This window comes from Aliikangiella maris, assembly GCF_040719265.1.
Classification (GTDB): Bacteria; Pseudomonadota; Gammaproteobacteria; order Enterobacterales; family Kangiellaceae; genus Aliikangiella; species Aliikangiella maris.
On the sequence record NZ_JBFDAH010000006.1, the window covers coordinates 85586 to 109634 of the forward strand.

Annotated in this window: 17 protein-coding genes and 1 tRNA gene; 7 read left to right on the forward strand and 11 right to left on the reverse strand. The window is 39.1% G+C overall.

Annotated elements, in window-relative coordinates; all coding sequences use genetic code 11:
* Window positions 1-106 precede the first annotated feature (106 nt).
* The 4 genes from rsmA to ABVT42_RS07100 form a co-directional block, all read right to left on the reverse strand.
* Window positions 107-907, reverse strand: coding sequence for a 16S rRNA (adenine(1518)-N(6)/adenine(1519)-N(6))-dimethyltransferase RsmA (rsmA, locus tag ABVT42_RS07085; RefSeq protein WP_353874119.1), 801 nt, complete (start codon window positions 905-907; stop codon window positions 107-109).
* A complete protein-coding gene (gene pdxA, locus ABVT42_RS07090; RefSeq protein WP_353874118.1) occupies window positions 904-1902 on the reverse strand; it encodes a 4-hydroxythreonine-4-phosphate dehydrogenase PdxA in 999 nt (332 codons plus the stop codon). The genes rsmA and pdxA overlap by 4 nt, the downstream gene beginning before the upstream one ends.
* A gap of 26 nt (window positions 1903-1928) precedes the next feature.
* A complete protein-coding gene (locus tag ABVT42_RS07095; RefSeq protein ID WP_353874117.1) occupies window positions 1929-3224 on the reverse strand; it encodes a peptidylprolyl isomerase in 1296 nt (431 codons plus the stop codon).
* 148 nt (window positions 3225-3372) lie between these two features.
* Window positions 3373-5868 carry an LPS-assembly protein LptD gene (locus tag ABVT42_RS07100; protein ID WP_353874116.1) on the reverse strand — a complete coding sequence of 832 codons (2496 nt, stop codon included), beginning with the start codon at window positions 5866-5868 and terminating at the stop codon, window positions 3373-3375.
* A gap of 248 nt (window positions 5869-6116) precedes the next feature.
* Between ABVT42_RS07100 and ABVT42_RS07105 the strand changes: the two genes are divergently transcribed.
* The 6 genes from ABVT42_RS07105 to ABVT42_RS07130 all read left to right on the forward strand — a co-directional run bounded on the left by ABVT42_RS07105 (window position 6117) and on the right by ABVT42_RS07130 (window position 11410).
* Window positions 6117-7142: an aminoglycoside phosphotransferase family protein gene (locus tag ABVT42_RS07105; protein WP_353874115.1), complete on the forward strand. Its 1026-nt coding sequence runs from the start codon at window positions 6117-6119 to the stop codon at window positions 7140-7142.
* A 46-nt stretch (window positions 7143-7188) separates the two neighbouring features.
* A complete protein-coding gene (gene murU, locus ABVT42_RS07110; RefSeq protein ID WP_353874114.1) occupies window positions 7189-7902 on the forward strand; it encodes an N-acetylmuramate alpha-1-phosphate uridylyltransferase MurU in 714 nt (237 codons plus the stop codon).
* Window positions 7903-7913: 11 nt separating this feature from the next.
* Window positions 7914-8729 carry a co-chaperone DjlA gene (gene djlA, locus ABVT42_RS07115; protein WP_353874113.1) on the forward strand — a complete coding sequence of 272 codons (816 nt, stop codon included), beginning with the start codon at window positions 7914-7916 and terminating at the stop codon, window positions 8727-8729.
* Complete coding sequence (locus ABVT42_RS07120) at window positions 8729-9277, forward strand: acyloxyacyl hydrolase (protein ID WP_353874111.1); 549 nt, start codon at window positions 8729-8731, stop codon at window positions 9275-9277. The genes djlA and ABVT42_RS07120 overlap by 1 nt, the downstream gene beginning before the upstream one ends.
* Before the next feature lie 169 nt (window positions 9278-9446).
* Entirely contained in the window at window positions 9447-10076 is a 630-nt protein-coding gene (locus ABVT42_RS07125; protein ID WP_353874110.1) for a dUTP diphosphatase, read from the forward strand.
* Between the two features lie 89 nt (window positions 10077-10165).
* The gene (locus ABVT42_RS07130; protein ID WP_353874109.1) at window positions 10166-11410 is read left to right on the forward strand and encodes an MFS transporter; all 1245 of its coding nucleotides are present in this window, start codon (window positions 10166-10168) and stop codon (window positions 11408-11410) included.
* A gap of 89 nt (window positions 11411-11499) precedes the next feature.
* Here the strand turns inward: ABVT42_RS07130 and ABVT42_RS07135 are convergent, their stop codons facing one another.
* The 7 genes from ABVT42_RS07135 to ABVT42_RS07165 all read right to left on the reverse strand — a co-directional run bounded on the left by ABVT42_RS07135 (window position 11500) and on the right by ABVT42_RS07165 (window position 19342).
* Window positions 11500-12453 (reverse strand): D-2-hydroxyacid dehydrogenase, encoded by a 954-nt coding sequence (locus ABVT42_RS07135; protein ID WP_353874108.1) that lies wholly within the window; start codon window positions 12451-12453, stop codon window positions 11500-11502.
* A 10-nt stretch (window positions 12454-12463) separates the two neighbouring features.
* Entirely contained in the window at window positions 12464-13375 is a 912-nt protein-coding gene (gene truB, locus ABVT42_RS07140) for a tRNA pseudouridine(55) synthase TruB (protein WP_353874107.1), read from the reverse strand.
* A 200-nt stretch (window positions 13376-13575) separates the two neighbouring features.
* Window positions 13576-13962 carry a 30S ribosome-binding factor RbfA gene (rbfA, locus tag ABVT42_RS07145; protein WP_353874106.1) on the reverse strand — a complete coding sequence of 129 codons (387 nt, stop codon included), beginning with the start codon at window positions 13960-13962 and terminating at the stop codon, window positions 13576-13578.
* Between the two features lie 150 nt (window positions 13963-14112).
* Window positions 14113-16956, reverse strand: coding sequence for a translation initiation factor IF-2 (infB, locus tag ABVT42_RS07150; protein ID WP_353874105.1), 2844 nt, complete (start codon window positions 16954-16956; stop codon window positions 14113-14115).
* Between the two features lie 22 nt (window positions 16957-16978).
* Entirely contained in the window at window positions 16979-18472 is a 1494-nt protein-coding gene (gene nusA, locus ABVT42_RS07155; protein ID WP_353874104.1) for a transcription termination factor NusA, read from the reverse strand.
* Window positions 18473-18539: 67 nt separating this feature from the next.
* Complete coding sequence (gene rimP / locus ABVT42_RS07160; RefSeq protein ID WP_353874103.1) at window positions 18540-18995, reverse strand: ribosome maturation factor RimP; 456 nt, start codon at window positions 18993-18995, stop codon at window positions 18540-18542.
* Between the two features lie 270 nt (window positions 18996-19265).
* Window positions 19266-19342, reverse strand: a tRNA-Met gene (locus ABVT42_RS07165).
* A 180-nt stretch (window positions 19343-19522) separates the two neighbouring features.
* Here ABVT42_RS07165 and ABVT42_RS07170 point away from each other — a divergent pair.
* Window positions 19523-24034, forward strand: coding sequence for an EAL domain-containing protein (locus ABVT42_RS07170; RefSeq protein ID WP_353874102.1), 4512 nt, complete (start codon window positions 19523-19525; stop codon window positions 24032-24034).
* Window positions 24035-24049 lie beyond the last annotated feature (15 nt).

Genomic DNA, 24049 nt, shown 5'->3' on the forward strand with positions numbered 1-24049 from the left:
TTATGCCATATTATTGTGATTCGGCTATATTTATATTTTGCAGATAAAGATTACGATTGGCCAACACAACTTAGCGCATTTGACCCATGTGTTATTCAAAAGCCAATTAAGATTTTTTTGAAGTTAAATGATTAGCAACATTTACAAAATCATTCAAAGAGAGTTCTTCTGGGCGTCGCTCAGGGGCAATCGCTAGCTGCTCGAAGTCTTCTGGTGACAGTCTTTTTTTCCAACCGTTACGAATAGTTTTACGTCGCTGATTAAAAACTTCTGAAACTAAAGTGGAAAACAGTTTAAAATCAGATAGTGGCAATGGATTTTCTCGTGGCACTAGGCGCACAATAGCCGAATCAACTTGTGGCGGCGGATAAAAAGCCTCTGGCGGCACGATAAACTGCATCTGTGGCTCACAGGCATATTGTGTCATGATGCTTAAGCGACCATAAGTTTTACTGCCAGGTATAGCCACCATTCTCTCAACAACCTCTTTTTGCAGCATAAAATGCATATCTTCAATTACATCTAAATACTCATATAAATGAAATAAAATAGGCGTCGAGATGTTATAAGGTAAGTTACCAACAATCCGAATTTTGCTGATTTCTTTAAATTGAGAAAAATCAGTTTTTAACGCATCTTGCTGAAAAATATTGAGTGTACCTAAACCATCGCAATTAAATTTAAGTTTCGGAATGACATCGCGATCTAATTCTATTACTGAGATCTGTTTGGTTTTAGCGAGTAAGTGCTTGGTTAGTGCCCCCAATCCAGGACCAATTTCAACCATCGTTTGACCGACTTGCGGTTGAATACATTTAATAATTCGCTCGATGATTAAATCGTCTTGCAAAAAATTTTGTCCAAATCGCTTTTTAGCTTGATGACGGTCAGGATTAAACGGCTTCATGATGGCAAAACACCTGTTGCTAATTTGCCAGCATAATTAATGGCATAAAGTAAACTGTCGGCACTGGCACAATAATCGGCAGCAATTTCCAGCGCAGTGCCATGATCGACCGAAGTGCGAATATAAGGCAATCCCAGAGTTATATTGGCACATTCACCAAAACCGAAAGCTTTAATTACTGGTAATCCTTGATCGTGATACATGGCGAGAAAAACATCGTAAGCTTTGCGTTTTTGCGGTGTAAATAAAGTATCAGCAGGAAATGGACCAAACACCGCGTGCCCCTGTTGAGCAAAACGCTGAATAACTGGTTGAATCGTCTGCTGATCTTCATGTCCTAGTAAACCCTCTTCACCAGCATGAGGATTAAGCCCGCATACTGCCAGTTTGGGTTGTTTCAAATTAAATTGATCAAATGCCTGTAAAATCACTTGAATGGTTTCACTAAGCGAGGCTTGGGTAATTGCTTCTGGTACTTTCGCTAATGGCAAATGCGTCGTTGCCAATGTGACTCGCAGCTCGTTACCTGCCAGCATCATTACGACCTTATTAACGCCGGCCAAATTAGCAAAATACTCTGTATGACCTAAAAATGATGGATCAACAGTATTTAAATTGGCTTTATGAACAGGAGCGGTAACAATGGCATCTACCTTGCTTTGCAATGCCAAATCACTGGCTATTTTCAAGGTTTGTAAGGTTGCGGTGGCATTACGCTTATTCAACTTGCCGGCTTCAACCTTTTCAGGTAGCTCGATAGGAATAATAGCTAAATGGCCTGGGCGGTGCACCTGAGCTGGTTGCTGCCAATTAATTTGCTGTAAGGTTAAGTCTAAGTTAAGTGCTCGGGCGGTACTAATTAGCAATTTTTCGTCCGCAACCACAATGATTTGCGCAGCAATTTGCTGCTGCGCGATTTTCACAATCAGTTCCGGACCAATACCGGCGGGTTCTCCCATTGTAACGAGAATACGTGGTATTTTGTCTGTTCTCATATTTTACTCAAAAATCAGCTAAATAATTATTTCTCATCAACAATTCGAATATAAGCCTGATCTTTCAGCTCGCGCAGCCAAAGTTGCGCCTCTTCTTCAAATTTACGCTTTTGTAGGATTCGGTAGGCAGTCTCACGCTTTTTCTCTTCAGTTTGATCTTTATCACGACGCCCTAGCACTTCTATAATGTGCCAGCCAAATTCAGTTTTCACCGGCTGACTCAACTCATTTATTGCTAACGAATTCATGACCTCGTTAAACTCGGGAACAAACGTCCCAGGGTCACTCCACTTTAAGTCACCACCTAAAGCGGCTGTTCCTTTGTCATCTGAAAATTCAATGGCCAAATCCTCAAATTTTTCACCATCCAAAATACGCTGACGAACTAGATTAATTTTATCTAATGCCGCTTTTTCATCGGTAATTAAATCAGGCGTAATGAGAATATGACGTACATGAGTTTGCATAACAGAGTGAGACTCAAAGCCTCCTTTGGTTTCAAAAAGTTTAAGGATGTGTAAACCACTCCCACTGCGCAGTGGATCCGTAACATCACCAGTTTTTAAACTTCTGACGCTGTCAGCAAATAAACTGGGTAACTGAGACAAGCTTCGCCAGCCAAGACTTCCGCCAGAAAGCGCATTTTCACCAGCCGAATAGGTAATAGCATATTCCTGAAAATTAGCACCTCCACGTAAATCCATCACCAGATTTTCGGCAGTTGCACGAACTTTTGCTATTTCTTCAGGTGTCGCACTTTCAGCCAGAGGCAATAAAATATGACCTAGCGAATATTGAGTACGACTTTCACCTTCTTGATTAATCTGCACCAGCAAATTATCGATTTCTTTGTCACTAATTTGTATACGCCGCGAAACAACACCATTTCTTACTCGACTAATCATAATTTCATTGCGTAAGTCTTCACGAAACAACGGCCAAGTATTACCTTCAGCGATTACCTGTTTTCTAAATTCATCCAGGCTCAACTGATTTTCGCCTGCAATTCGGGTCAAGGTTGCATCAAGTTCCGTGTCACTAATTCTGACACCAACACGCTTAGCCATTTGTAGTTGTAATGATTCAACAATTAATCGTTCGAGCACCTGCTCTTTTAGTTTTTCCAATTCAGGTACATTTTGTTTACGCTCTTTTATCTGCTGAATAATCGAATTAGTGCGTCTTACCAATTCACTGGCTAAAACCACATCAGAATCCACCAATGCCACAACTCGATCAACAATCTTTAAATTGGCTTGAGCAAAAACGGTATAAAAAGTCATTACCGTAACCAACCCAAGTTTAACTAATTTTTTCATCATAAAACCATCAACTGCCTATTAAACAATATTGAATATTAATCGCTAAAGCTATTTATTGAGTAAAATTCTATATACATAAACTACGACGATATTTGTTGTACTAATCAAATGTTGTCTAATTATCCAACAGATTAATCACGACAATAACCTATCGACTTAAAAAAGGATCCTGATAACCAGGAATGCTGTCGGCAATAACCTCTTGTAGACCCGACTGTCCTGTACTACCTAAACCTTTAAATACAAATTGTAAATGAATACCATCATTATAACGGGCCCGATCTACCAGCGTGGGAGTTCCCATCGCATCAAGCTGAGTATTCAAATACTTTTGTGAAACCAGACGAATTGCCCAGCAACAAGAGCTATATTCTACCCCAAAAAGGCGTTCAATCGTCTGATCTTGCTCTAAATCACTATACCAGCGCCCAAGAATACGCCATTTATCGTTAATTGGCCAAGCAAAAGAAAGATCAAGTTCTTCATTAGTTTTGCCGTCAACATCACGATATCTGTGGGTTAAATTGACAATTTGATTGTCTTTGGGTTCAAAATTTATTTGTATTTGTGCCCGTTGAGTCTGATTTGTTGTGTCGTCCCATTGTACCTGACTGCGCAAAGATAGAGTCGCGCCTATCTGATATTCTAACTCAGCCAACCAGGGTGACTGTTGTTCCGTTTGAATAAATCCATTGGCGAGTTGAGCCTTTCTATCCGCTAGATAATATATTCGCCCAAGAGTAAGACGAGCAATTTCAGCCCCATGACTGTTATTTAAAATTCGGTTGCCTAATGCTACGCTGAGCTGTTCCGTATCTCCGATTCGGTCAATACCACTGTAACGGTTCTCCTGCCAGAGCTGATATAGCGTAAAATCGGGCAAAGTTGTATCAAATACATTAATTGCCTGCTGATTACGATAGGGTATATAAGTATATTTCAGCCGGGGTTCCAACGCGTAGGTGTAATGACTTTCCCCCATCGTGTAATGACGATCCAGATAAATTCCGCTATCGAGACTGACCACAGGTAAATGGCGCGAAAGCGTCTGTTTGTCGTCAGTCAGCTGATCTTGCTGCTCATATCGGCTCGCTTGAAATGCAACTTTGGGAATCAAATAGCCCCAACTTTGTTGCATTGGATAGCTGATTGTTGGTGACAAATGGGCTCTTATTCCTTCAATCTGCTTCACGTCTTTATGTGAAAATTGCGTTATCTCAGAATCCAATTGCCAACGAATTCCGTTATCACTTAAATGATCGGCACTTATCTGCCAACTGGGCAGATAGCGATAGCTTTCATCTCCTATCAGTGACTGGTGAGTCAACAAAAACCAGTTCATTTGCCAGATTTCATCTTGATAAGCTAAATTAAGCTGACTGGTTAAACGTGTTTGGTTAGCTAGTCCCAAACCAGAAGAAAAATCTCGCAAATAATCATCATCACTAACGCGTTTGGCACTCATTTGTAATGACCAGTTGCTATTAAAACGCGCTTTGCTATTTATTCGACCTAGCCAGCGTTCTTCAGATTTTGTGATGCTGGCAGTATCATATAATCGATCTTGCTCCATCCACTCTAGATAAAGATCAGACTCAAATCGCTGAGTTAACCAGCGAACTTCTGTTCCGAGCTGCTCTCCACGCTTTTCTATGTAACGCGGTAAAAAAGTGGCATCAATCCAAGGAGCAATATTCCAATAAATAGGTTGAGCATAGTCTAAACCGTCATCATCACTCATTTTAAATCGAGGTGACAATAATCCGGACTTGCGACGATCATCGATAGGAAAGCTGACGTAAGGAAAATAGAACACCGGAAAATCTTCAATTTTTAATACAGAATGCCAAGCCTGACCTCGACCTTCTTCCTGATTGATTACCATTTCACCTGTCGATAATTGCCAACTTTGATTATTTACCGGACAGGTGCTAAATGTTAGCTCCTTTAATTCAATGGTTTCGCCGGGTACGGCATAAATTGTGTCAGCCTGGCCATTTGCTTGATTAGAAAACAGGTAAAAACGCGCATCATTGATCGTAATTGACTGATTTTTATCGGATTTAATCAACGAATCTGCGACAAATAAGGTATTAAACGACTCTAGAGAGACCCCACTTTTAGCTATCGTTTGCTGACGCTGATGATCAATTTGGATTTCTTGTGTGCGAATCAAATAGTCGGCATTAATTATTTTTAAGTTACCCTTAAATACAGATTGTCCATTACCCATTTGCGGTACGCTGTCAGCCAAAATTTTAGTAAACCGCTGGATATTTTTATTGTCATCTTGCAACAACAAACTATTAGGAATTTCACGCCGAGGTTGTGGTTTAGGCATCGAAGAATCGAATATGACGGACGAATTGACAGAATTATTCGACTGGCACTGACCAAATGATGAAAAGTCAGCAGGTAACTCAACAAAACGCGATTGAAAATAAGGAAAATCAGTGTCATTTAAGTTAACTTCAGCTGTCGCGTCACTAGATTTAGCTGAAGACTCTGTCGCATTTATGGCGGCGCCAGGATGTAAAATTCCGCAATAGAGCAACATTCCAACAAGCAACTTTGCATGGACTTGTTTAATATGGATTTGTTTGCTGTAAACTTGACGGAAGATCAGTTTAATTATTTTTTTCAAAATCACAGATGCCAGCTGAAAATCAGATTAAAAATTGCGCCTAAACAGGTTGGTAATCATACTTGAATTAGGCATTAACCGAAATAGCAATAGCCCGCTTATTTCGAGCTGTAAAGTTTCACTTGTGCCGCCAACTGATATCTTGTGGTTAACCAAAATTGCAGGCATTATGCAATTTTCTGTACCATTTAAATTAAACTCATTTAAGTTGAACATATTTACATCAACAAAAACGAAAAATACTTCCTATGAGCGAATTACAACTCCAACAACAGCAACGCCAACAACAACTGGCAATTTGGGCATCTCAATCGCTCGGCATTTCCCCCCCAACACTCACTAGTGTTTCTGGCGATGCCAGTTTTCGCCGATATTTTCGCTTTCAGACGGTCATTGAGGGCAAACCTTGCTCGATTATTGCCGTAGATTCGCCACCAGCAACAGAAAAAAATACCGAGTTCTGCGCTATTAGGGCGTTGTTTGCGAATCACCAATTACATGTCCCTGATTTAATTGATTGCGACATGCAACAAGGATTTTTTCTACTCAGCGATTTAGGCGATACGCTTTATTTATCTCAATTAACAACGCAAACCGCCGAGGCGCTTTACCAACATGCGATGCAAGCATTGCTGAAAATTCAGCAAATTCCTCTAAATGATGTACAACTGCCAGCCTATAATCGTGAATTATTAGCATTTGAATTATCTTTATTTAATGACTGGTTTTTGCAGAAACATCTGCAACTGGCGCTAACACCTTACGAAAAACAGATGTTAGCGCAAACTTTTGAGCAACTGATTAATAACGCACTAAATCAGACTCAGGTGGTTGTTCATCGTGACTATCATTCAAGAAACTTGATGATCTGTGCGCAGCAAACCCCAGGAATTATCGATTTTCAGGATGCCGTCACAGGCCCAGTTACTTATGATCTGGTATCGTTAATGAAAGATTGCTACATCGAATGGCCGGAGCATCAAGTTAAGAAGTGGTCTGAAAATTATTGTCAGCAATTGCATCAGGCAGCGATTAGTTCGCAACCCTTTACTGATTTTTACCGCGACTTTGAATGGATGGGAATGCAACGTCATATTAAGGTGTTAGGTATTTTTTGCCGATTAAATTATCGCGACAATAAACCACAATACCTGAACGATTTACCACTCACATTCCGCTATTTAATTAATGCCGCCAACCAATACGCGGAATTTAGCGAATTTAGTGCGTTTTTAGCACAAAAAATAGCCCCACACATCAAGATGGACAATTAATAGACTGCAAAGGACATTTGATGAAGAGGACACAGGACAACCCGATATGAAAGCTATGATTTTAGCCGCTGGACGTGGTGAAAGAATGATGCCATTAACTGAGTACACCCCCAAACCTTTACTCCAGGTTAACGGCAAACCATTACTTGAGTATCATATAATTCGTCTGAAAAATGCCGGCTTTAGTGACATTGTCATCAATCATTGTTACTTGGGAGAGCAAATAGAAGCCTATTTTGGTGATGGCTCTCGTTGGCATGTCAATATATCCTGGTCGCCTGAATCGAAAGCTTTAGAAACGGCCGGGGGTATTCGTCAAGCACTTGATTTACTGGGAGATCAGCCATTTCTGGTGGTCAATGGTGATATTTGGACTGATTATCCCTTCCACAGCCTACCAGCCTCGGAGTTTGTCGACTCACTTAAACATCAGCAAACTTTGGCACATTTAATACTTATCAATAACCCGATACAAAATTCGGCCGGAGACTTTGGATTAATTGCCAATAAAGTCACTAATCACGCAAAATCAATGTGGACTTTTTCAGGCATTGCGTTATACCATCCAGCCTTTATCAAATCATGTCAGCCGTTGATTCCCCAAAGTTTAACACCGATGTTGCGTGAAGCCGCAACCCTGGGTTTGTTAACAGGAGAAGTTTACTCTGGAGAATGGCGTGATATCGGCACTCCCGAACGACTTTCAACATTAGAGCAGGATTTAAAAAACCAATCAGACCTGTGCGGAAAAAGGTTTTGAATTAAATAACTATGAAGATTTTTGGAAAAGTGATTTGTGGTGCGTTGGGTTTCAGTATCGGAGGCCCCATTGGTCTATTGATAGGCTTATGGATTGGTCACTCCTTCGACAAAGGAATCAGTCAGGATTTTGGCCATTTTTTCGATAGCGCCAACCACGATGGTGATCCCAGTAAAATCCGTGAAATTTATTTTGAAACGACCTTTGCTGTACTTGGCCATTTAGCCAAAGCCGATGGCGTCGTTAAACAATCCGAAATTGATGCCGCCGAACAAATTATGCTAAAGCTAGGGCTAACAGGAGAAAAACGTCAGCGAGCCATTAACTCATTTAATTTTGGAAAGTCAGCCGAATTTGACTTAGAAGCACAACTAAAAGGGTTACTAGTCAACTTTGCTCGCAAACCCAGTTTAATCCAAATGTTTCTTGAAATTCAGATTTTTTGCGCAACAGCAGACGGCCGAGTTTCAGAAAAAGAACTGCAAATTTTATATGAAATTGGCAGTGCCTTTAAAATCCCCCCTAGACAAATTGATCAACTGATTAATATGGTCATTGCACAGCAATCATTTTATCAGCATAGTCGAAATCAACAAAACACCTCGTCAAAAGCCCCATCAATTGAGCAAGCCTATGCCGTTTTGGGCATAAAAAATAATGCCTCAACTCAAGAAGTCAAACAAGCCTACCGAAAATTAATGTCACAACACCACCCAGATAAGCTAGTCTCTAAAGGTATGCCAGAAGAAATGGTTAAAATGGCAACCGAAAAATCGCAAGAAATCCAATCTGCCTATGAAATGATTAAAAAACACAAGGGGTTTTGATGAATTTACTGATTCGTGCACTGATATTTACCGGATTTTTGGTGAGCTTTTCTGCGCATGCGATTGATGGATTTATACTCAGCTTTGGAAAAGGAATAGACGACACACTCGTTCAATCTCGAAGCACGAATGGCGCTAATCAAATAAGTGCAGGATTAACTTTTGACAGTGAGCTTAGCTTTGCTCATCCATTAGTAGGCTTTGCGCAAAATCATTATGAATTTTACTTAAGCCAAATATCACATCAACAGACTATCAATATTGTTGCACTCAGACCAACTTTTACTTTTTGGCCTACGCCAGAGAAAAAAAGCCGTTGGTTCTGGCAAGCAGGACTCGGGCTTGCAATGTTTAATGAACGCAATTTTGGCGAGATTGAGCTATCGACTAACTGGCAATTTAATACCATGTTGGGTATTGGTAGAATGATAGATAAAAACCACCAACATTCACTAACTTTGCGTTATAATCATTATTCTAACGCTTATATTAAAACCCCAAATCCAGGCATCGACACCATCAGCCTCGACTGGGTGAGCCGACTTTGATTAATCGGCTATAATTTAGCAAGAACGGTTTTAATAAAACCGAGTCAAGTGCTGGACGAAATGAAAAGTTTAAGTTTTTAGTTTCGTTGAATACACTTTAAAATTTTAACTTTTGGTTTTAAACTTTCACAAGAAAACTCAGCTTCTTGTGTGATTACATAGGTAAATTATGAGTCAGTCAATTCGTCAACAGCAACTTGTCACCATGTTAACCATGCAAGATAGCATGAATCAAAAAGTTCATCCTAAATGGCTCAAACAAAATTTTCAGTGGTATCGAGCGATTTGGATCGAATGTGCTGAAATGCTCGACCATTATGGCTGGAAATGGTGGAAACATCAGTCTCCCGATATGGAACAGGTAAAGCTTGAATTAGTCGACATATTTCACTTTGGATTAAGTTGTCGGTTAAGCGACAGTGACGACTACCAGCAGATTGCAGAAACATTAGACTATGAATTTTCCGATATTCGACATGCCGACGAATTTCGTACAACGCTTGAAGATCTTGCATTAAATACGCTACAAACCAAATCGTTTAATGCTCAAATTTTTGCAGGCTGTATGCAACAAATTAATATGCCATTCGACGAATTGTTTACCAGCTATATTGGAAAAAACATTTTAAACCGATTTAGACAAGATCATGGTTACAAAGAAGGCCACTATCAAAAAGTTTGGGACAATAAAGAAGATAATGAACATTTGATTGACGTGATTCAGTCTCTTGACAGTAGCAGCACAGATTTTGCCGATAATGTTTATCAGGCACTCTCTCAGCGTTATCCGGCTTCATGAGCTTCCCAAATTAATTCATAATAAAGAGATTCTATTAAAAAATAGTAGTCTGAAATCTGCCTTTTTAATTATCTATCGATATTGCTGATATGTTCAGAGATTATTACTCATTTGCAAAAACTAACAGTCACTTTTTACTGTTTGGTTTATTAACCGCGTTTTTCGGCAATTTTGGCCAAACATTTTTTATCGCCTGGTTTGGTCAATCGATTCAGCAAACCTTTCAACTCAGTGCGGTTGAATACGGCCTAGTATATTCAGCAGCGACACTCGCCAGTGGCTTTATTATTTTATTTGTCGGTGCACTACTCGATAAAACACCGTTAAAGCAATTTACTTTTTTTACCAGCAGCGGTCTCTTTATTGCCTGTTTGCTCATTTATTTTTGCGATTCTATCTGGCAACTGGCTGTCGCATTGTTTTTATTACGCTTTTGCGGACAAGGCCTAATGTTTCATATTGCTTACACTTCAATGGCCCGTTATTTCGATAAAAACAGAGGAAAAGCACTTGGGATTGTTAGTATGGGAATGCCTATCGGCGAAGCCATTTTGCCAATTATTGCAGTAGTGTTAATTGCATCAGTCGGCTGGCAAACCAGCTGGTTGATTTTAGGTATAACCGTAGCAATTATTTATTGGCCATTAATGCATTATTTTTTAGAGAAATCTTCCGAGCGCATTCAGTTATTTCAAGACGCAATTAATAATCAAACATCAGACAGTCAACACTGGAACCGTAGTCAGGTGGTAAAAGATCCTTGTTTTTGGTCTTTAATCCCTTTAGTCATGGCTCCGGCATTTATCGTCACAGGAATATTTATTCATCAAAGTGAACTGCTTAAATTTAAAAGCTGGAGTGAAGAGTGGTTTGCAGTTTGCTTTACTATTTATGCATTTGCGCACTTTAAATCATCTGTTGTTGTAGGTTCACTGGTAGATAAATACGGTAGTAAACAACTCATTCAGTACTTTTTACTGCCAATGTTTGCTGCCGTTGCGCTACTCACCGCACCGATAAACTATCCATTTATGACAGTCATTTTTATGTTTTTACTTGGCGTCACAATTGGTTCAGCTAGCCCAATTGTCGGCTCACTGTGGGTAGAAATTTATGGTAATAAAAATATTGGCGCTATTCGTTCAATGGTTACTTCGATTATGGTTGTCTCTACCGCAATCTCTCCCGCATTAATGGGGTGGTTATTCGATATAGGACAGAGTTATCAACAAGTTTTAATTTATTTATTAATATATCAAGCGACAGCCTGGATATTGGTGAAATTTTATGTGTTAACCAAAGTCAGCCAAAGATCACTTAACGACAAGAAATAAGCAAAAAAATACCAATAGCAACGCTTAAAAATTAAAGTACAAGTTAAGTTACTCAAATCTCAAGATTTCTTAATCGAGATTATCCTTAATTAAACCACTCGATTTTCACTTTGCTGATTTAAAAATGCTTTAATATTTTGAGCAACACCATTAATAAGTCGCTGCTGCGCCTGCTGACTGCCCCAAGCGATATGATGAGTTAACGTTAAATTGTTATGTTGCGCAGTTGATAATAGATGAGTTACTGGCGGCGGTTCTTGTTCTAATACATCGATAATCGCATGTTGGATATGGCCAGATTGCAATGCCTCTAACAATGCAGCCGAATCAACGAGTCCGCCCCTGGCAGTGTTAATAAAAATACAACCCGGCTTTAATAATGCCAATCTTTCTCGATTAAATAATTGTTCTGTTTGCTGAGTCAAAGGACAATGAATAGTATAAATATCTGACTCAGCTAAAACCGTATTAAAGTCTTTTCTTCCTGCTCTAATTTGTTGGGCACCAAAATGTTCAGAAATCAGTACACGCATACCAAAAGCTTCAGCAATTCGGGCAACGCCCCGACCTAATTCACCATAACCTAAAATCCCCAAGGTTTTACCTGCAAGTTCAGCAATAGCAAAATCGATCTGGCAAAAATGAGTACTTTCATGCCAAGGTTTATGACTATTATTAGCGAGATATTCAGGTACACGATTAACATAGCTCAAAAGAAAAGCAAACACATATTGAGTGACAGATTGTGTCGAATAACCACTGACATTGGTGACTGCAATTTGCTTTTGTTGAGCACTTTGCAAGTCAATATTATTTGTACCTGTTGCGGTAACACAAATTAATTTTAACTCAGGTAACTGTTCAATTATTTCAGTTGTAATGCTAACTTTATTGGTAATAATAATTTGCGCATTCTGACAACGCTCGACCACTTGATCAGATGAAGTCGCATCAAAAATAGTAAGTTCACTGACTAGATGATTAATATTTGTCAGGTCTACTTGAGAATCAATTGTTGCTCTATCTAAAAAAACGGCCTTCATTATTTTCTATTTAATCCCTAACAACTAATCTTTTAGGTGCTAACATTAATTCTTCATTAATTTCAGCAACCCCCATGAACTCACCAGACTCATTATAGACACGAATCAACTCACCAGGCTCGAACTCATTAAAGCTGACGGGATTACCATTGGAAAAATAATGCGCACTATCATCATCCAGTATGGCTTCATTTAAATGTAGCAATGCACTATCCATTGGCAATAAAAATCCATCAAGACTTTCATTTCTCTCACGACAATCTTCCAGCTCACCGAGTGTGACCATTTGCTCCAAAGGATAATCAGCAACAAAGGTTCGTCTTAATTCAATGACATGAGCGCCGCACGCTAACAGTTGTCCAAGATCATCAACAATGTTACGGATGTATGTCCCTTTACTACATTCGATTTCTAACTGAACCTGATCATTGGAAAAATCTAATAACGCTAAATGATAGATGTGAATATCTCGCGCTTCACGCTCAACTTCAATTCCTTGGCGAGCCAACTTATAAAGAGGCTGTCCCTGATGCTTTAAAGCTGAAAACATCGAAGGAATCTGCTTGATATCGCCTTTGAATTGCTCCAATGCTTTTAACAATTGACGGCGGCTAACTTCTACTGGTTTTGTTTCAGTAATTTCGCCAGTTGAATCGCAAGAGTCAGTGCGAACACCTAATTGTGCGGTGACACGATAGCCTTTGTCTGAATTTAATAAATACTGAGAAAACTTGGTGGCCTCACCAAAACATATTGGCAACATACCAGTTGCTAATGGGTCAAGTGCGCCGGTATGCCCCGCTTTTGCAGCAAAAAACAATCGCTTAACTTTTTGCAGCGCTTCATTAGAACTCAAACCTTGTGGTTTATCCAAGAGTAATATGCCACTAATACTTCGGCCTTTTTTGCCTCGTCTACCCATCCGAGTTAATACCTATACCAGTTACTATTAATAATTTTTACTATCGATAAATTTTACGATTTATAACGACACTTTTTATAAAAACGCTTTCAATGCTCATTATTATATCTGGTCAAAATCACGATGCCGATAAACGTCTGGATGAATAAGCGGGTGAGTGAAATTTTCTGTAACAAACTATCACTCAATGCGGCTAAAACTTATTCTGAATCTTCCTGAGTATTCCCATCTTTATCACGCGCTTTTTTAATCAGTGCAGACAGTTCGCTGCCTCGAGCAATCGACTGATCAAAGGCAAACTTAATTTCCGGTACAACACGCATTTGCATTCTTTTACCCACCAGACTACGAATAAAGCCCACAGCCTGATTTAATACATCAACAGCGCTATCAATTGACTTTTTATCTTCGGGTATCCCTAAAAAAGTAACATAGGCGGTCACATAATAAAGATCGCGAGAGATATCAATTCCTGAAACAGTGACCATTCCAACTCTGGGATCTTTAATTTCCATTTGAATAATTTGTGCTAATTCACGCTGTAATTGCTCAGCAACCCGATCTGTTCGATTAAATTCTCTTGCCATGACTCAGTATCCGCTTGTTTAGCTTAATGCTTGTTTAGCTTAATGCTTGTTTAGCTTAATGGTTTAGATGAATGAAAGTACCTAAACCACAAAGACAGGCAATCGCCTGTCTTGTGTTAATAATTTACCGCCAGATAACGGTAGTGTTTGCTATAAGGTGCGAGCCACTTCAATGATTTCAAATACTTCAATCTGATCACCAGTTTTGACATCATTATAATTTTTAACACCAATACCACATTCCATGCCATTGCGCACTTCACCAACGTCATCTTTAAAGCGACGCAGTGATTCTAGCTCACCTTCATAAATAACCACGTTATCACGTAATACACGAATTGGATTATTACGTTTAACAATTCCTTCTATAACCATACAACCGGCAATTGCACCAAGTTTTGGTGACTTAAACACATCTCGCACTTCGGCAAGACCAATGATCTGCTGTTTCTTCTCAGGAGAAAGCATTCCCGACATGGCCGCTTTAACTTCATCAATCAAGTCGTAAATAACGCTATAGTAGCGTAGGTCAACACCTTCTTTATCAACCACTTTTCGCGCACTTGAATCAGCACGAACATTAAAGCCAATTACAATGGCGTTTGATGCTGCGGCAAGCGTAACATCAGTTTCTGCGATAGCACCTACAGCAGCAGACAGTACATTTACCTGAACTTCATCGGTAGAAAGTTCCATCAGTGAACTCTGAATGGCTTCAGCCGAGCCTTGTACGTCTGCTTTTACAACAACATTAATCGATAGAACTTCACCACTGCCCATATTGGCAAACATATTTTCCAATTTGGCTTTTTGTTGTTTGGCCATTTGAATTTCTTTGTACTTTCCTTGACGGAAATTAGCCACTTCACGTGCTTTTCGCTCATCAGGAACAACAGATATTTCATCTCCTGCCTCCGGTACACCAGAAAGCCCCAGAACCTCGACGGGAATAGAAGGGCCCGCACTTTGCACTGGTTTACCATTTTCATCATTTAATGCTCGTACCCGGCCGTAATGAAAGCCAGCCAATAAAATATCACCAACGCGCAGTTCACCAGATTGAACCAGTACGCTTGCGACAGTACCGCGACCTTTATCAAGGCGCGCTTCAATAACGATCCCTTTTGCCGGACCACTATTTACCGCCGTCAGCTCCTGTAATTCAGCCAAAATTGAAATGTTTTCCAGTAACTCCGCAACGCCTTGGCCAGTTTTCGCTGAGACATGGATAAACGGTATATCACCGCCCCAATCTTCAGGAATTACATCATGTTGTGATAATTCATTTTTGACTCGATCAGGATCAGCCTGTTCTTTATCAATTTTGTTGACTGCTACCAACAATTGAACATTAGCTGCTTTCGCATGCTTAATTGCTTCAATCGTTTGCGGCATCACGCCATCATCCGCAGCGACCACCAACACAACAATATCAGTTGCGTTTGCACCACGCGCACGCATCGCTGTAAAAGCAGCATGGCCAGGTGTATCTAAAAATGTAATCATGCCACGATCGGTATCGACATGGTATGCACCAATGTGCTGTGTAATTCCGCCGGCTTCGCCATCAGCAACTTGTGACTGGCGGATATAATCCAGTAATGATGTTTTACCATGGTCAACATGGCCCATGATGGTAACAACGGGCGCTCTTGAAACAGCTTGACCGTCATTGACAACAGCTTCCATTAATTCGATTTCAGCAGCATTATCAGCTAATAAAATAACTTCGTAACCCATTTCTTCAGCGACTAGCTGGGCTGTTTCCTGATCAATCGTTTGATTGATCGTTGCCATTGTGCCAAGCCCCATCATGGTCTTAATGACTTCGTTTGCTTTAACCGTCATCCTTTGCGCCAAATCCCCTACAGTAATTGACTCAGGAATCTGAACAGGTTGTTTTGCTACAGCGGTTGTCGGCTTCTTAAATCCATGCTTCATTGACTTAGGTGCAACCATTGGTTTTCTTTCATCAGATAATTTCTTTTCATCCCTGAAACTACGGTGAATTGGCCGTCTGAATTCTGTCAACATATCTGTTGGATTATCCATTTCAGAACGGGTCTTCTTTTTCTTCTTGCGCTTTTTACGTCTATCTTTATCGTTCAGTCTTTCCGAATCGAAATCTGAATCGTTCTCGCGCCAGCCAGGCTTATTAAATACAATTGGCTCATCTTTCTGTTTAGTTGCTGCGTCACCTTGCGATCTAGCTTTTGCTTCAGCCGCTTTCTTTTTCGCTATTTCAGCAGCAGCTTGGGCCTCAGCAGCAACTTTTTCAGTAGCCAAACGAGTCGCTTCGGCTTCAGCAATGGCTTTTGCTTCATTCTCGGCCTGCATACGCATTTCTTGCATTTTTTGCTCTTCCGCAATTTTGCGTGCTTCTTCGGCAGCGAGCTCTTCAGCTTGTTTGGCAGCTTGTTCATCGACTTGTACTTCAGCGCCAGTATCAACAGTACTGTCAGCGCTTTCACTTTCAGATGTGGCTGTTGTCTCATCGTCATCAGTTTCTTTAGCAACGACTTGTTCAGCTACTTCATTTGATTCTGTAATTTCGACGGTATCTTCAGTTTCAACCACATCATTATCATTAATTATGCTTTCAACTTCAAGTGCAGGCTCTGCAACAGGAAGTTCAGTATTCACTGGTAATTCAGTAGCATCAGTTAATTCGGCTTCTTCAGGCTCGGTGCGCTTAACATAAGTACGTCGTTTACGCACTTCAACATTAACGGTTTTCGACTTTCCACCTGCACCCGACATTTTCAGTGAGCTTTTTGTGGTGCGTTTAAGCGTTATCTTTTTGGGGGCTGACGAAGCACCTTCTGATTCACCATGGCTTTTCTTGAGGTGAGCCAATAACTTTTTTTTCTGTTCTTCGGATACAACATCGTCAGCACCAGACAATTCAACGCCCGCACTTCGCATTTGCTCGAGCAGCTTGTCGACTGGCGTTCCAACAATTTTGGCTAATTTCTCTACTGTCACTTGCGACATATAAACCCCCGTACTTAGACGATTATTCAGTAAACCAAGGTGCGCGTGCGGTCATTATCAGTTTTGCGGCACGGGTTTCATCTAACTCATCAATATCGAGTAAATCATCAACAGATTGTTCGGCCAGATCTTCCATTGTTATGATACCCTTGCTTGCTAACACAAATGCAAGGTGACGATCCATTCCTTCCATAGTCAATAAATCTTCTGCAGGCTCATTACCTTCCAGTTTTTCTTCAGATGCAATCGCTTTGGTTAGCAATACATCTTTAGCGCGTTGCTTTAACGCGTCAATTAGTTCTTCTTCGAAACCTTCAATTTCCAGCATTTCTGACTGAGGTACATAAGCGACTTCTTCGATGGAAGTGAAACCTTCCTGTACCAGTACTTCTGCTAATTCATCATCAACATCAAGTTCTTTGACAAATAACTCAATTAATCCCTGATTTTCTTCTTTACTTTTTGACTCAGCATCTTCAACAGTCATTACATTCAGGGTCCAACCAGTCAACTGACTGGCTAAGCGAACGTTTTGACCATTTCGACCAATTGCCTGTGCTAACTGATCTTCAGCAACAGCAATGTCCATTGTATGTTTATCTTCTTCAACAATAATTGAAGCGACTTCTGCGGGAGCCATAGCATTAATAACAAATTGTGCGGGATTATCATCAAACAGCACAATATCAATTCTCTCCCCCGCCAATTCACCAGATACGGCCTGTACTCGAGAACCTCTCATACCAACACAAGCCCCAACAGGGTCAATACGTCGATCATTGGTTTTAACCGCAATTTTGGCACGCGACCCAGGATCACGAGCAGCCCCTTTGAGTTCAATTACCTCTTCAGCAATTTCAGGCACTTCAATTCGAAACAACTCTACCAACATTTCGGGTTTTGCTCGGCTAACAAATAATTGAGGGCCGCGAACTTCTGGATTAATGGCATATAGCAGACCACGAATTCTGTCGCCGGCTCTGACCGCTTCTCGCGGCATCATTTCTTCTTTTGGAATAATTGCTTCGGCATTATTACCCAAATCAAGGATAATTGAGTCTCGATTGGTTTTCTTAACAACACCAGTAACCAGCTCACCCACTTTTGACTCAAAAGCTTCAAGTACTTTCGCTCTTTCAGCTTCTCGAACTTTTTGGACAATAACCTGTTTCGCCGTTTGTGCCGCGATACGACCAAAAGCAATCGATTCAATTTGCTCTTCGATATACTCACCAGCTTGAATCTCAGGACTATCCAGACGAGCTGCCTCTAAAGTAATTTCTGATAAAGGATTTTCTAGTATTCCATCTTGAGAATCGACAATTAACCAACGTCGGAAAGTATCATAATGACCAGTATCGCGATCAATAGATACGCGAACATCAATATCAATTCCTTGTTTTTTCTTGGTTGCAGTAGCAATTGCTGCTTCAATCGCTTGAAATATAACATCACGACCAACATCTTTTTCGTTGGAAACCGCATCAACTACTAACAAAATCTCTTTATTGTTCATAACAATATCAGCCTCAATAAAAAACCGAATATAAAACTGTAGAATAAATCACTCAGCGTTCCAAATTTTAGCTAAAATCTGCAACCAAATTCGCTCTATCAATATCTCCAAATTCTAGTAAAAATTCTTGATTATCAACCAGTATTTTAAGTTGTTCTCCATGAACTGATTCCAGCTTTCCCTTAAATTTGCGTCGTCCTTGTACACCGACATGACAACGAACTTGCATCTCATGACCAATAAATTGTTGGAAATGCGCTAGGGTAAAAAGTGGTCTGTCTAATCCAGGTGAAGAAACCTCTAAATTGAACTGACTCGAAATTGGATCTTCTACTTCTAAAATACCACTGACCTGATGACTGACACTGGCACAATCATCAACCGTAATTCCATTTTCATGATCGATATAAATTCTCAAAACAGAATGCTTACCTTGACTAATATATTCGATACCTAAAAACTCATATCCCAATGCTTCAGCCGCAGGGCGAAGCATTTCGGTTAATTCATCGACTTTTGCCATGTCAAGCACCTTTAAATTCGTTGCAATAACCCTTCAGGTAAATCGCACAAACAAAAAATGGGCACATAAGGCCCATTTCGACATACATAACTGTCCTGAACTTGTTACTGATTTTATTTTAAACATTCCCAGCATCATCATCAATGATGCCAGTAAATATAAATCAGATTACAAAATTTTCAGGAAGAACCTTACTCTGTCATAGTCAAATACCATTATACCCGACTTATTAAAAAGCCCCAATTAGTGGGGCTTTTTAACGTATAAAATTGGTAGCGGGGGCCGGATTTGAACCAACGACCTTCGGGTTATGAGCCCGACGAGCTACCAGACTGCTCCACCCCGCATCAACGTGGACGGAATTCTAACGAAAGCCTCGGCTAATAACAAGTAATATTATCATTTCATTTAGATATTTTATTGTAGTTGATCAAATTAACCGCAATTTTCTTTTATCTGGCAGTAATTTGGCGCTAAATAAGGTATTCTATTTCAAACGAGATTTTAAACGTGCGGAGAACACGGTTTTGAAACTTGGTTTATTCAAGTATTTAATTTGGCTTTTAGTGACGACTTTCTCTCTTACTATAAAAGCAGAAACTAGTCGCTTATCCACCAGCCTGCTAAAACAGACAAGTCTTAAACACTATTCAACGGAACAAGGACTCAGTCAAAATACCGTAAAATCATTTTACCAGGACCAACGTGGGTATATTTGGATTGCTACCGATTCAGGCTTAAATCGGCTTGATGGTAATCAAATTACCATTTTTGATGGTCCTGATAATCTGTTAATCGGTGATGCGATTACCTTTGTCAGAGAAGATTCAGAGGGTGCGTTATGGATTTCTACGCTTGATGAACTCTTATACTTCAGTAAAGACTATCAGCAAGTAGAGCATTTTTATTTTCCTGATTATTTTAATTCGTTACCACAACATAATCAGGTTATTGAAATAATTGAACACTCCACAAACCATTTTTGGGTGGTTACTCAAAACGGACTTTTTATTCTCTCGCCCCAAGGAAAAGAAATTGTTCCAATAAAGTCTGCTCAAATTCTAATCGATAATCGTCTTCATATTTTTAAGGTGGTTAATCAAGACCATGCTATTTGGCTAGCAACCAATAAAGGACTCTTTTATTTTGATAAAAATACAGAATCTATCATTCAGGTTGAGTCACCAATATTATTAGAACAGATAAAAATTAACGATCTGATTCATTTAAATCAACAGAAGCTTTTTATAGCTACCGATAATGGTGGATTTATTATTGATGCCCAATCCAAAACAGCCCCTCAAATAAAGCAAATTCATCAAAACCGGATTGAATCTGCGGCGGTTTATGAAAACACTTTACTAATGGCAACAGGAGACAAACTTTACCAATATAATTTGTTAACAGAAAAACTTATCCACCTGTTTTCTTTATCTGAATTGCTGCCTCGTTACACCTATAATGAAATCACCCGCCTCTTTTTAGATAAACAACAAAAGCTTTGGCTTGGTACCTCAACCCAAGGTGCATATGTTTGGGATCCTAAAAGTTTAAACTATCTATCAATCCAAAGTATCACTCAAAATCCGGCAACCCAACTTAGCAATAATACCGTTTGGGGGTTTGCAGCAACAACGCCAGATGATATCTGGATTGCGACAGATAATGGATTGAACCATCTTAACCTTAAACAAAAACAACTTAATACTTATTTAAGCTCAGCTTCAACCGCTACCGGATCCGCCTCATCGAAACATCTTAGTTCAGCAATAACTTTTATTTTAAATGATGCTCCTTATTTGTGGCTGGCAAGCAAAGATGGACTCATTAAGTTTGATACGCAAACCAAACATACAATCCATTATCGACAACAATTTAAATTGAATAAAGAACCACTTATTTATTCAATGACCAAGACACCCAATGGGATATTATGGCTTGCCAGTGAGAATGGCCCACTTATATTTAATATTGAAACAGAAAAATTTCTACCGATGAAAGGCATCCCTAAGTCTACAGAAAATAGTATTAATACTTATGTTAGTTATTTTAACGAGCAGCTTTGGATTGGCTACTCAGACAAAATTATTACCTATGATATAGACAATAAGTCGAGCAAAACCATTATTCAATTTCCTGAACATAAAAAACACTATGATTCACATTTAACCGATATATTATTTGATAATGATCGCTTGTGGGTCTCATTTAATACTGCTGGTATCTATATACTAGATCTAAAGGATGAGTTTGCTACCGTTACCCATCATTTCAATCGTAAAAATGGTTTTATCGATAATACGGTTCACTCACTTACTCAGCTCGACCATCAGATTATTGCAACAACTCATAGTGGTCTGGCAGTCATCGATGCCAATAATCTGTCATTTTTAAGTTATAACTCAAATCATGGTTTACCCGTTAATGAGTTTAACGAAGGCGCGCACTATAAGTTAAATAACAATTCGATTTTATTTGGTGGCGCCAATGGTATATTACTATTACCACCCAAAAAGCTGCCAACACCAGATAATCAAGTAACCCCAACTATCTCAACCATTAAAATACAAGACAAAGCTCTGATTCACAATGGTATTAACTGGGATGATCGTCAGCTGAAAATCAAAGAAAAAGAAAGCTTACTCACTGTAGGACTGACAACATTAGATTATCTCTCTTCCAATCAATGGGAATTTGAATATTGGCTAAGCGGAGACAAATCAACTACGCCAAAAATCAGTAAAAATCATGAAATTACCATCGCCAACTTGCCGGTAGGTAACTATAAATTAAATATTAAAGCGGTTATTCCTAATTATAAAAAATTTGACTCAGTAACCACACTCAGCTTTACCATATTACCAACACCATGGAATGAAAATAAAATGGAGAAAATTATTTTTCTCATATTATTTTTAGGTCTTGCAGGTTATTTATTTAACCGACACTTAAAAAACCAAAAACTCATACAAGCTAACCGCAAGCTTGAAGATAAGCAGCAAAAGCTGGAGTTGGCAGTATTAGATAACACACGAGGTGTTTGGGAGTGGAACAAGCATAAAAAAGGCATCAATAACTCCACGTTAAGTATTATTTTAGCCAATAATGAGACCATTGTTGCAACACTAGAGCAATATAAATCTTATGTTCATCCTGATAATCAAAAAATATTTAAACAGGCATGGAAAGAGTTTTTAATTCAGAACAAACCTGAAATCGACATAACATTTAAAATCTACTTTTTTGATCGCTGGATATGGTGCCGCTTCAATGGTAAAGCAAGTGATTTTGACAGTACGAATAATCCAACCAAAGCGATTGGAACCTGGCTTGATGTAAGTCAGGAAAAAACGGTAGAAGAAAATCTAAAACTATTTGAACAGGCACTGCAAAGCACGCGTGATATGATTTTTATTTTGGACGCGGAGCTAAATATTGTTGCCATTAATGAAGCTTATCACTTACATACCGGATATGATGCAGAAGATTTAATTGGTAAAAACATTATTTCAATTGTCAAAAAGCGCATTGGCAATGAGCTTGCGATGGAAATTGAAAGTAAAGTACTTAACACTAAGTCATGGCAAGGTGAAGTTGCCATGCCAATTAACAATGGTCCAAGTTTTCCTATTGATGTCAGAGTTGATGCAATTAACTTTGATGGACAAACTACGCATTTTATTATGTTAATGACGGATATCAGTTCACTGAATGATCGCATGGAGAATCAAAAACTCAGCTCCTATTATGATAGTTTAACCGGATTGCCTAACCGAGTATTATCAAAAGATCGTTTATCCCATGCCATGTCTCATGCTAAAGCTTATCATAAGCATATTGTATTAATTCATCTTGAGCTTGATAACTTTGAATTTCATACTCGAACACTTGGCAAAACGGCAGCTAGAGAAATCATCGTTAAAGCCAGCAAGCGAATTTCAAATGCGTTAAATAAGGACGATACACTCGCCCGAATTGATAAAAATCAATTTCACATTATTCTAGAAAATGAAGATAAGGTAGAAAATGTTTCATTCAAAATTAACACTATTTTATCAGCACTCAATGCACCACAAACAATTAATCATTCTAATATTCAGCCAAGCGCTTGTATCGGTGTGGCATATTATCCACACGATGCAACCTCACCAAGTCGCCTGATACAGCGTGCTCAAGAAGCGAAACAACATGCGCTCATGGCCGGAAGTAATCAGATTTATTATTATCATAAAGCCTTGAACAAAAAGGTTACAGAAAGACTCGCGATTAAATCATCTCTCAAAAATGCCATTAAAAACAATCAGTTTTATCTGGTATTCCAACCTAAATATCATTTATTAACAAAAAGCGTCTATGGTTTTGAAGTATTTTTACGCTGGCGTATGGGACAGGACAACATCATTTATCCTTCTCAGTTTATTAAGGTTGCAGAAGAAATTGGTATGATGGAAGAACTGACTCAGTGGTTGATTAATCAATCATTAAGGACTCTGGCACAATGGCGACAAGATGGTATAAACACTATTTTTTCTATTCATTTAAACCCAGAACATTGCAAACAAATTAGTCCAACAGATTATTTAGCCAAACGACTAAATGATCATCAGCTTTCAGTCTCCAATATTCATATCGAAATTAATGAAAAACACTTTTCAGCCAATCTGGAAAGTAACCTAAAGTTCGTCAATGAACTTCACTCACTTGGTTTTAGTGTGATTTTAGATGACTTTGGAAATGGTAATACACCGATAACTTTTTTGAAAAATCTGCCTTTCAATGCGATAAAAATGGATCGGCAATTTATAAGAAACATTGGTAAAGATAAAAACAATGATATTTTACTGCAGACACTGATTACCATGACTAATAATCTTGGACAAATTCCAACAGCAAAAGGGATTGAATATGAGGAACAACTTGACTATTTAATAAAAGCAGGTTGTCAATTTGGTCAAGGTTATTTCTTTTCTGACCCTTTATCAGAAAATAGTGCAAGAAATCTGATTCTAAATTTGAAGAAAAATATGTCTTTTAACTAATTTGTTAACATATTT